Origin of the sequence: Siphonobacter sp. BAB-5405 (genome assembly GCF_002872335.1) — a bacterium.
Classification (GTDB): Bacteria; Bacteroidota; Bacteroidia; order Cytophagales; family Spirosomataceae; genus Siphonobacter.
In genome coordinates this window covers 106,321-116,413 of sequence record NZ_NJAG01000014.1, presented here as the reverse complement: position 1 = coordinate 116,413, position 10,093 = coordinate 106,321, and the positions used below count along the sequence as shown (strand labels likewise).

9 protein-coding genes are annotated in these 10,093 nt (G+C 47.2%); 4 read left to right on the top strand and 5 right to left on the bottom strand.

From position 1 onward, the window contains the following. On the bottom strand, positions 1–658 hold a 658-nt coding region (locus tag BWI97_RS13780), incomplete at its 3' end, for a putative sugar nucleotidyl transferase (protein ID WP_255402860.1). 234 nt (positions 659–892) lie between these two features. Between BWI97_RS13780 and BWI97_RS27680 the strand changes: the two genes are divergently transcribed. Then, a complete protein-coding gene (locus BWI97_RS27680; protein ID WP_158242757.1) occupies positions 893–1,054 on the top strand; it encodes a hypothetical protein in 162 nt (53 codons plus the stop codon). A 75-nt stretch (positions 1,055–1,129) separates the two neighbouring features. Here the strand turns inward: BWI97_RS27680 and BWI97_RS13775 are convergent, their stop codons facing one another. Further along, on the bottom strand, positions 1,130–2,359 hold the full coding sequence (locus BWI97_RS13775; RefSeq protein ID WP_094816291.1) for an NADP-dependent isocitrate dehydrogenase: 1,230 nt from the start codon (positions 2,357–2,359) through the stop codon (positions 1,130–1,132). A 232-nt stretch (positions 2,360–2,591) separates the two neighbouring features. On the opposite strand from BWI97_RS13775, the gene ffh reads away from it, so the two are divergent. Then, positions 2,592–3,917, top strand: coding sequence for a signal recognition particle protein (gene ffh, locus BWI97_RS13770; RefSeq protein WP_102201379.1), 1,326 nt, complete (start codon positions 2,592–2,594; stop codon positions 3,915–3,917). Between the two features lie 158 nt (positions 3,918–4,075). On the opposite strand, the gene BWI97_RS13765 is transcribed toward ffh, so the two are convergent. After that, a complete protein-coding gene (locus BWI97_RS13765) occupies positions 4,076–4,483 on the bottom strand; it encodes a sterol desaturase family protein (RefSeq protein ID WP_094816461.1) in 408 nt (135 codons plus the stop codon). A gap of 213 nt (positions 4,484–4,696) precedes the next feature. Here BWI97_RS13765 and BWI97_RS13760 point away from each other — a divergent pair, with 213 nt between their 5' ends. Together BWI97_RS13760 and BWI97_RS13755 are read left to right on the top strand one after the other, a co-directional pair. Beyond that, entirely contained in the window at positions 4,697–5,401 is a 705-nt protein-coding gene (locus BWI97_RS13760) for a helix-turn-helix domain-containing protein (RefSeq protein ID WP_233207847.1), read from the top strand. Between the two features lie 145 nt (positions 5,402–5,546). Further along, positions 5,547–6,038, top strand: coding sequence for a dihydrofolate reductase (locus tag BWI97_RS13755; protein WP_102201378.1), 492 nt, complete (start codon positions 5,547–5,549; stop codon positions 6,036–6,038). Positions 6,039–6,460: 422 nt separating this feature from the next. Here the strand turns inward: BWI97_RS13755 and secDF are convergent, their stop codons facing one another. Next, entirely contained in the window at positions 6,461–9,538 is a 3,078-nt protein-coding gene (secDF, locus tag BWI97_RS13750; RefSeq protein ID WP_102201377.1) for a protein translocase subunit SecDF, read from the bottom strand. A 112-nt stretch (positions 9,539–9,650) separates the two neighbouring features. Next, entirely contained in the window at positions 9,651–10,007 is a 357-nt protein-coding gene (locus BWI97_RS13745) for a hypothetical protein (RefSeq protein WP_104709439.1), read from the bottom strand. Between the last annotated feature and the right edge of the window lie 86 nt (positions 10,008–10,093).

The window sequence follows — 10,093 nt, the reverse complement described above, 5'->3', positions numbered from 1 at the left end:
TCACGGCTCCTTCCAGAGCCGCAAAAGGCCCCTGTATGATCACACCGTCCTGAATCTGTACGTCTTTTCCTAAATAGATCGGTCCATTTTCGGCATTGAGTATGGCCGAGCGAATTTGGACGCCTTCTTCGATAAAAATTTGTTCTTCGTTGTAATACGCCGTGAATCGATCGGTAATGGGCTGACTGGTACGGCCTGCCGTGATTCGTTCGAAATCCGTATTAATCTGTTCACCATTGTGTACGACCAGATCCGGCAGTCGCTGAATGACGGTTACTTTATCCCAATAATACTGTTTCTGAAAATTGGGGTTGTCGTGTACGAGATCTTCCAGGGCCAGATGTTTAGCCCGAACGGCCAGCAGGATAGGTCCCTGTAATAAAGCTTCACCGGGTTTGAGCTGTTCCAACGAGCGTACCAGCCGTTCGTTCGGACAAAGTCCACCGTGTAGATAAATCGTGTCCGAGCTTTTTTTGTAGGGATACTTCCCCTGCAAATACGGTTGAGTATAGTGGGTGGGTTTTACTCCTAACCAGTCAGTCCATTTTTCCGTGATGGTCCGAATACCGACCCGCAACTCAGCCATAGGCCGGGTGAATACCAGCGGTAACAAATGAGGGCGAATTTTCGGGCCGTCAAAGAGTACGTAATTGATCATAAGACAGAATCAGAGGATTTGCCGCCAAAGTAAAGCAAAAAATAATCGCAGGTACAGGCTTGACACTGGATTATACAAAGACAAAAAATAACTTAATTAATCTTTTTAGTACATTTTCCATCCGTTAAGGTTAGATGCACCAAATTTCACAAAACAATAAAGTTGTATTGGTGTCTTTAGCCGCTGAACGTAAGTACGTTTGCGTTCATACAATCTAATCTACTACCTAAACTTATGAACATTCCAGAAGACGATTTCGAATTTTACGACGAACCCATGGATGAAAGTGGTGACACCATGGACCCAGCGGAAGAAATGGACGAGTTTACCGCTGAACAGGATGACGAAGATGAAGATACCGAAGACTTTGAAGAAGAAGAGTTAGACGATATGTAAGTTTCGTTTTCCTTCAAGCAAAAAGGCACTTACCCTCGCGGATAAGTGCCTTTTTGCTTGGGTCAGTCCCAACGATTACTTCGCCAGTTTCGCCTGTAAGCCTTTGTCGAGCTCGTCCAGGAATTCTTCCGTGTACAGGTAATGCTCGCCGTGGTTTACTTTGTTACCGTGGATAGTGATGGCCAAATCCTTGGTCATTTTACCCGCTTCTACGGTTTCTACGCAAACTTCTTCCAGAGCCGTAGCAAAACGGATCAGTTCTTCGTTACCGTCGAGCTTACCACGGAAGGCCAGACCACGCGTCCAGGCGTAGATCGAAGCAATCGGGTTCGTTGACGTACGGTTTCCTTTCTGGTGTTCGCGGTAGTGACGCGTTACGGTACCGTGAGCCGCCTCAGCTTCCATCACGGAGCCATCGGGCGTCAGCAGTACAGAAGTCATCAGACCGAGTGAGCCAAAGCCCTGAGCAACGGTATCCGACTGAACGTCGCCGTCGTAGTTCTTACAAGCCCATACGTAGCTGCCACTCCATTTCAGAGCTGCGGCTACCATGTCATCGATCAGACGGTGCTCGTACGTAATACCGGCTTCTTTGAATTTCTCGGCAAATTCTGCATCGAAAACCGCCTGGAATACGTCACGGAAACGACCATCATATTTCTTCAGGATCGTGTTCTTCGTAGACAGGTATACGGGCCAGCCTTTTTGCAGACCTACCTGGAAGCAGGAACGGGCGAAACCAGCGATGGATTCATCGAGGTTGTACATACCCATGGCTACGCCAGCTCCGGGGAAGTTGAAAACATCGTATTCCTGTACCGTTCCGTCTTCACCTTCGAATTTCATCGTCAGTTTACCTTTACCAGGTACGATGAAATCCGTTGCCCGGTACTGATCACCGAACGCGTGACGGCCAACGATAATGGGAGACGTCCAGGTGGTTACCAGGCGAGGAACGTTCTGCATTACGATCGGCTCCCGGAATACCGTACCATCGAGGATGTTACGGATCGTTCCGTTGGGCGACTTCCACATTTGCTTGAGGTTGAATTCCTTCACGCGGTCCTCGTCGGGCGTAATCGTGGCACATTTGATACCAACACCGTATTGTTTAATGGCGTTAGCGGCATCTACCGTCACTTGATCATTCGTTTCGTCACGGTATTCGATACCTAAATCGTAGTATTTAATATCGACATCAACGTAGGGAAGAATCAGCTTTTCTTTGATAAACTTCCAGATGATTCGGGTCATTTCGTCCCCGTCGAGTTCGACGACTGGGTTCGCTACTTTAATTTTCTGCATGATTAGACGTCGGAAAGAGTCAGGTAATGAATTGAACCCCAAAGGTAAGCAGGACGGTGAAATCAAGCCAAAAAAAAACCATTTATGGGATTTTATCTATTCAAATAGTCGTTTGTGAATGGTACCTTTGCCAAAAAAATTCGAAGTCATACGCTGAATATGAATTTTTTGAAGGTTTAGCCAAAGCCTTTTCCAATCTACAGACCTTACGCTTTAGTATTCTTTACTAACCATGTTTGATAATTTACAGGACAAGCTCAATAAAGCCATCCGTACCCTCAAAGGGAGCGGAAAGATTACCGATGTCAACGTAGCTTCGACGGTGAAAGAAATTCGCCGGGCCCTTACTGATGCCGACGTTAACTTTAAAGTAGCCAAAGATATTACGGATCAGATCCGGGAGGAAGCCATCGGTCAGAAGATCATGATTGCGGTGGAGCCCGGCCAGATGCTGGTAAAAATTGTACACGACAAGCTGACCGAACTCATGGGTGGTCAGGCGGAAAGTGTCAACCTCAAAGGTTCTCCTGCGATCGTCCTGATTGCCGGTCTGCAAGGATCGGGTAAAACGACGTTTACGGGTAAACTGGCCCATAACATTAAGAAGCAAGGTCGGCAGGTGATTGTAGCCGCCTGTGACATCTATCGCCCGGCCGCTATTGCCCAGCTTCAAACCCTGGGTGAGCAGATCGGCGTTGAAGTTTACGCGGAACCTGATAATAAGAACGCCGTTGAAATTGCCCGCAACGCCGTTGAGTACGCGAAGAAAAACTCCAAGAACGTAGTCATCATTGATACCGCGGGTCGTCTGGCGATTGATGAGGCCATGATGCAGGAAGTAGAAAACGTGAAGAAGGCCATTGAGCCGACGGAAACGCTTTTCGTCGTGGATTCGATGACGGGTCAGGATGCAGTAAATACGGCCAAGACGTTCAACGATCGTCTGAACTTCGACGGAGTTGTACTGACCAAACTCGACGGGGATTCTCGCGGGGGTGCAGCCCTTTCGATTCGTCAGGTGGTGAGCAAGCCCATCAAGTACATGTCGACGGGTGAGAAAATGGAAGATCTCGACATTTTCTACCCCGATCGGATGGCCAGCCGGATTCTCGGCATGGGTGACGTGCTGTCGCTGGTAGAACGGGCTCAGCAAGCCTTCGACGAAGAAGAAGCGAACCGCATCAACAAACAGATTCGTCAAAACCAGTTCAACTTCGAGGATTTTTACTCGCAGCTTCAGCAAATCAAGAAGATGGGTAACATCAAGGATTTGATGGGCATGATTCCCGGCCTGGGCGGTGCGATTAAAGACGTAGACATTAGCAATGACTCGTTTAAACCCATCGAAGCCATCATCAGCTCCATGACGCTGAAAGAACGCAAGAATCCCGATCTGATCGACGGTTCACGTCGCCGCCGGATTGCTACCGGTTCGGGTACGAGCATTCAGCAGGTAAACAACCTGATGAAGCAGTTCGAGGAAATGCGGAAGATGATGAAAACAATGAACAAAGTACAAGACGGCAAAATCAAACTGCCGAATATGTTGAAGAAATAAGTTGCGTTTTCAATTTGCGGTTTTCTGTTTTCAGTTGTTTGGAATCCATGTTAAACTGTAATTACAAAGCTTGTTTCAGTTAAAAAGCGAGGGCCTTCCAGATTTTGGAAGGCCCTCGCTTTTTAACTGAAAACAGAAAACCGCAAACTGTAAACTATCTACATTTTCTCCTGCTCAAACTTCTTCGGAGCGTATAGAAAGCCGAAGGCCTGGGCACCTTGTTTGGTGTGTACTTTATGGTGGATATAATGGGCCCGCATGATGCGTTTCATGTAGCGGGAACGGGCTACGAATTTGATCTTGACTCGCCGGTGCACGATGATGTCGTGGAAGATGAAATAGAAAAGTCCGTATGCCGTTACGCCAATGCCTACCCACAATAAAAACCGCACGGAAGGCACTTCGCTACCGATTAGAATTAAAGAAATAGCTACCGTGGCAAACACTACGGCGAAATAATCGTTCTTCTCAAAAAAGCCAGCATGGGGATGATGATGGTCCTCGTGCCAGGACCATAACCAGCCGTGCATAACGTACTTATGCGTCGACCAGGCTACTGCTTCCATTAGTAAAAATGTCCCTATAACAATCAGGATATTCCAAACCCATTCCATTGGATAAAAGAGTGATGCTGTGAGTGGTAACGGCAAAATAGAGTAAAATGTTTGGAATTTTCCCGGAAGGAAAAGCATTTTATACGTATAAAAATAATTTCCTCTGAACCCTTTTTTCTTTTAGAGGATTGGTTAAATTTGGGAAACCCTCTAACTACGATGGTCATGAAGGATGGCTGGTCGGGAATGGCGGAAAAAACTGCCACCCGCAGTGTACGAGGCACGATGGATCTTCGAGCCTTGAAAGAACTGGTGAAGAAAGGAGAAAATGAGCGGCTGGAATTTAAGCTAAAAGCGAACCATCCTGAGAAGATTATCCGCGAGGTGGTGGCTTTTGCGAATACCCAGGGTGGCATTCTGTTAGTAGGCGTCGGTGATGATAAGTCGATACCGGGTTTGAAGTTCGCCGACGATGATGAATTCATTTTGTGCCGGGCCCTCGAAAAATATTGCTTTCCTGCAATTGAATATACCCTTGAACGTGTCTACGTAGAAAATGAACGCGAAGTGCTTGTGTTCCGCATTCCGCGTAGCCAGCAACGCCCTCACTACGTTAGCCTGGATCCAGCTCAGCAGGAAAAGAAGACGTACGTACGCGTTAATGATCGTTCCATTCAGGCCAGCAAAGAAGTACGGCAAATTTTGAAATGGGAGGATCGGGTGCAGGACGTGAAATTCAAATATGGTCACAAAGAAGAAGTACTGATGAAATACCTCGGTGATCATCCGGGCATTACAGTACAGCTTTTCTCGCAAATCGCTCATATTCCCATGTGGATGGCTTCCAAAACCTTGATTACGCTGACCTTAGCCAATGTACTACGGATTCGTCCCGATGAAAATGCGGATCAGTTCATTATGGCGGCGTAAGTACCAAAGGAACGTCAATGCATATATCATTTAAACTGCCGACTCTTGTGAGTCGGCAGTTTCATTTTAGAGCGAAAAATAACAAGTATAGAGACTCTTGTTATTTTTGGCGATCAATCGTCTTTTCCAGTAACCAACTGCCCACATGAAAATTACCCTCGTAGCCGCCATGGATGAGCATCGCCTCATCGGTAATCATGGAATTCTCCCCTGGCCTTTTTTACCCAACGATCACGCCCACGTAGAACGACTGATTGCGGGTAAGAAAACCATCATGGGCAGGAAAAGCTACGACACGCCGGACCGCATTTGGTCGAAAACCGGGAATATCGTTGTAACCAGCCAGCCCAATTATCAGGTTGATCCTGGGTTTCTGGTGATGAACAGTATTGACGAAGCTCTGGACTATTACAAAAATGAAGAAGAAGTAATGGTACTGGGCGGGGCTCAGATTTACTCGGAAACGCTTCCCAAAGCCCATGTGCTGGAACTTACTCTCATTCATGGCCAATTCAAAGGAGACGCGTATTTTCCTGAATTTAGCACGGATGTCTTTGACCTAATCCACCGTCAAGATCATCCGCAAGACGATAAACATTCCGTTGCCTACTCTTTTCTTACCTATCAGCGTAGATAAGTCAATAAAAATTTTGACTTTTTCTGTAAAATCAAAATACTATTTGCCTTTTCAATAAACTTACCTAATATTTACAATCAATTCATGTCATTTGAACCAATGATTTCATTTGGCATGGATACCAATTCCTTCCGGTACCGCCCGTAATGGCTTTCTTGCCGCATCGCTATTACGCCCAATAGAGTAGTAAGAATCCCTGCATACGTACACGCTATTGACAAGTTCCTATTTGTCAGAGCGAATGGTTTTGTCTCTAATCAACCCGAGCTAAACAACCGTATTACCCGATTACGATTTGTTCATGTAAAGCAAACAGGCCTACCGATGTTCGGCAGGCCTGTTTTATGCATAACTCGTAAGATAGTCAATCGTTGATTGGAAGCATGGCTTCTGTTACGGCTTAACTACCCACAAATCGCTTCTTAAAGTTTCGGCTTGATGATCCGATCTTTCTTCTCTTTTTTAGCTTTTTCAGCCGCAGCTTGTGGTTCTTCACCTTCGATCAGGAAATCTTCGGGTGAAGGAACTGCAAATTTATCCGCAGGCTTATTCACTTTAGCTACTTCCAGAGCTGCTCCTTTTTGCTCCTGATCTTTCGTCAGGAAGTCAACCACGATTGGCGTAGCTACGAACAGCGAAGAGTACGTACCTACGATGACCCCGATCAACATGGCGAACGAGAAACCACGAATCGTTTCACCGCCGAAGAAGAACAGTACGATCAGTACCAGCATCGTTGAAAGACCCGTTACGGCCGTACGGCTTAGCGTCGAGTTCAAGGCGTTGTTGATAATCGTCGGAATACTTTCGTTTTTCGGACTACCCTCCCGCAGGTATTCCCGAACGCGGTCAAAGACGACGACCGTATCGTTCATCGAATAACCCATGATCGTCAGCAAGGCACCTACGAAGGACTGATCTACATCGAGTGAGAAGGGCAGAATGCCGTTGAAAATCGAGAAGATAGCCAGGATAATCAGTACGTCGTGCGATACCGCCACCATTGCTCCGTAACCGAACGCCAGTTTCTTAAAGCGAAGCAGGATGTAACCAAACACAACCGCAATACCCGCCAGAATGGAGTACAGCGACGAGAAAATCATGTCATTCGCGATCGTAGGTCCTACTTTCGACGAACTCAGAATTTCAGCTTTACCGATTTTGCTCACGCCCTGAATAATCTTGTTCTGAGCTTCGCGATCGGCTTCTACCGTCGTTTGGTCTACCAGGTAATCCGTCGTGATTTGTACCTGATCACCACCGATACCGCTACCACCGTAGGTTTTTACTTCAGGTGAGCCGTCCAAAGGTCCTTCCAGAGCCGTACGAACATCGTCGGTACTGATGCTCTTGTCAAAACGTACAACGTAGGTACGACCACCTTTGAAATCAACGCCCAATCCGAATCCTTTGATTACTACCGAAAGGATACCGGCCGCAATGATTACAGAAGAAATGGTATAGTACAGACGACGTTTTGATACGAAATCGAAGTCCGAATCTTTGAACCAGTTTTTGGTCAGACCCGAAACAAAGTTGATTTTCCAGCCTTTTTCTACCCAGATATCCATCAACGCCCGGCTTACGAAGAATACCGCGAAGAGCGAAGTGAAGATACCGATAACCAGCGTTACGGCGAAGCCCAGGATCAGACCCGTTCCGAAGAACAACAGGATCAGACCAGACAGCAGCGTAGTAGCATTGGAGTCAATGATCGAAGAAGTCGCATTTTTGAAACCGTCACTCACGGCCAGCTTCATCGGCTTTCCTAGAGCTAACTCTTCCTTGATCCGTTCAAAGACCAGTACGTTCGCATCCACAGCCATACCAATTGAAAGTACGATACCGGCGATACCAGGCAAGGTCAATACTGAACCTAGCGACGCCATGATACCCATCAGGAAGAACAAGTTGATCAGCAGGGCGATGTCAGCAATGAAACCAGAGCGGTTATAGTACGCCAGCATAAACATCAGTACGACGAACAGACCTACTACTGAAGACAGAATACCCGCGTTCACGGCTTCTGAACCCAGCGTTGAACCTACGACGGCTTCTTCTACGATCGTCGTCGGAGCGGGCAGTTTACCTGCTTTCAGTACCGTGGCTAAATCTTTGCCTTCTTCAAGCGTAAAGTTTCCAGAGATACTAGAGTTACCATTCGGGATTTCACCGTTTACTACCGGAGCTGATTGTACATAACCATCCAGCAAAATGGCAATCCGGCGACCAATGTTAGAAGCCGTCAGGTTTTTCCATTTACGGGCACCTTCGGGATTCATTTGCATGGAAACGTCCACGCGACCGCTCTGATCGTAATCTTGTGAAGCGTTTATGATTACTGAACCATCCAGGGGAACTTCACCGTTCGGACCGCGTTTTACCGCGATCAAAGCCATGATGTCTTTGTTATTGATCGTACGAGGCTTGGCTTCGTAGGCAAAGTTCAGGTCTGAAGGCAGTAAAGTACGAACGTCGTTACGAGCCAGCAGAGCATTTACCCGAGGCGTATCTTTTACGGCTACACCCAGTCCATCCTGCATCGGGATGAACAGTTTCGTCAGAGCAGCACCTGCGTTAGCCGATTGCGTAGTGTCGCTTTTTGCAGCACCTGAATCTTTTTTCGTCAGAGCAGAAGCCAGACCACCGTTTGCTTTAGCCGCTGTATCTACGGAAGCTTGTTGCGTAGCGGGGCTTTTCAAAGCCGCACTTTGTTCCCGTTCTTCTTCGAGCAGAATGTTACCAATACCATCCAGAGCCGGAGCGTATTCCTGCAATTCGTATACTTCGCAGAATTCCAGTTTCGCAGAACCCGTCAACAGTTTACGTACCCGAGCCGGATCATCCACACCCGCTAATTCCACCTGAATACGGCCAGAGTTCGGGATACGCTGAATGTTCGGGTTCGATACGCCGAATTTATCCACCCGCTGCTGAATAACGCGGAACGCACGCTCTACGGCACCGTCTACTTCGGTTTTGATCATTTTCACCACATCCGCATCGGAAGTCTGGAAGTTGATCGTAGCCCGGTTCGTAGCGTTCGCAAAAACATCCGCCAGTTTCTTATCGGGATTCAGGCTTTTGAAGTTACGAGCAAAGGCATCGACAAAGTTCGACTGTGAGTTACCCTGCTCTTTCTGCGTAACAGCTAGAGCTTCCAGGAACTTGGGATCGCGGCTGTTACCGGCCAGCGATTTGATGATATCTACCGGAGATACTTCCAGAATCACGTGCATACCACCCTGAAGGTCAAGACCCAGGTTCAGTTCACGCTCGGTTACCTGCTGAAGCGTACTTCCCAGCCATACATCTTCTTTCCACAAAGAATCCGTATACCGTTGTTTTTTAGCTTTGTCTACTTCGCCCGTGCGGGGATCTGTAGCGTATTCGATCGCTTTTTTCTTGTAATCCTGCGATACGAACGTGAAAGAGAGGTAGTAGAGGCACAACGCGGCAAAAATCCCCGTTAGAGCCACTATAACACCACGATTTTGCATGGATAAATTGGCTTTGGGCTACGAGCACTTACGCCCGCAACCAGAGTAAATAAGAAAACAATTGGAAAAGGATACTATTGAAACTAGGGATTGAGAATCCGGATAAAAACGACTAGGGAGCGTTCGGTGAAATCACATGCTCAAAGAGCACTTCATGATAAGGAAGTCGGAATTGAGGAATTCCAACCGACGTAGGTTGCTGCTTGCTGACTTCGAAGCAGTACACCGAGGGCGGTAGCAGGTAAAAGTCCTGCGTAAATGAAAAATCGGCCACCGAGACCGTCGCCATCGGGGAGAGTGCCTGAACGGTTGCTTTGGGCGTACCAGAAGTCTGATCTGACTTTTCAGTAGGAGCTTTAGGCAAGGGCAATGCTTTCGCCGATACGCCTTTCACTGCTACCGAAGCAATCAGCAACACACTTGCCAGAAACAAGCTGAATAACCGTGCTATGGAACGTGGACTTTTCATTTGCGGGGACGAAAATAGCAATTTTTTTGGAAAGACAAACACTCTTCAACGGATTACTTGGGAAAATGTTTGCCTTTCCAGAAAAA

Bases quoted from the DNA above. Each gene is read 5' to 3' on its own strand.
- BWI97_RS27680 (WP_158242757.1), top strand. From the start codon at position 893: ATGAACATTCCAGAAGACGATTTCGAATTTTACGACGAACCCATGGAT.
- BWI97_RS13775 (WP_094816291.1), bottom strand. From the start codon at position 2,359: ATGCAGAAAATTAAAGTAGCGAACCCAGTCGTCGAACTCGACGGGGAC.
- ffh (WP_102201379.1), top strand. From the start codon at position 2,592: ATGTTTGATAATTTACAGGACAAGCTCAATAAAGCCATCCGTACCCTC.
- BWI97_RS13765 (WP_094816461.1), bottom strand. From the start codon at position 4,483: ATGGAAGCAGTAGCCTGGTCGACGCATAAGTACGTTATGCACGGCTGG.
- BWI97_RS13760 (WP_233207847.1), top strand. From the start codon at position 4,697: ATGAAGGATGGCTGGTCGGGAATGGCGGAAAAAACTGCCACCCGCAGT.
- BWI97_RS13755 (WP_102201378.1), top strand. From the start codon at position 5,547: ATGAAAATTACCCTCGTAGCCGCCATGGATGAGCATCGCCTCATCGGT.
- secDF (WP_102201377.1), bottom strand. From the start codon at position 9,538: ATGCAAAATCGTGGTGTTATAGTGGCTCTAACGGGGATTTTTGCCGCG.
- BWI97_RS13745 (WP_104709439.1), bottom strand. From the start codon at position 10,007: ATGAAAAGTCCACGTTCCATAGCACGGTTATTCAGCTTGTTTCTGGCA.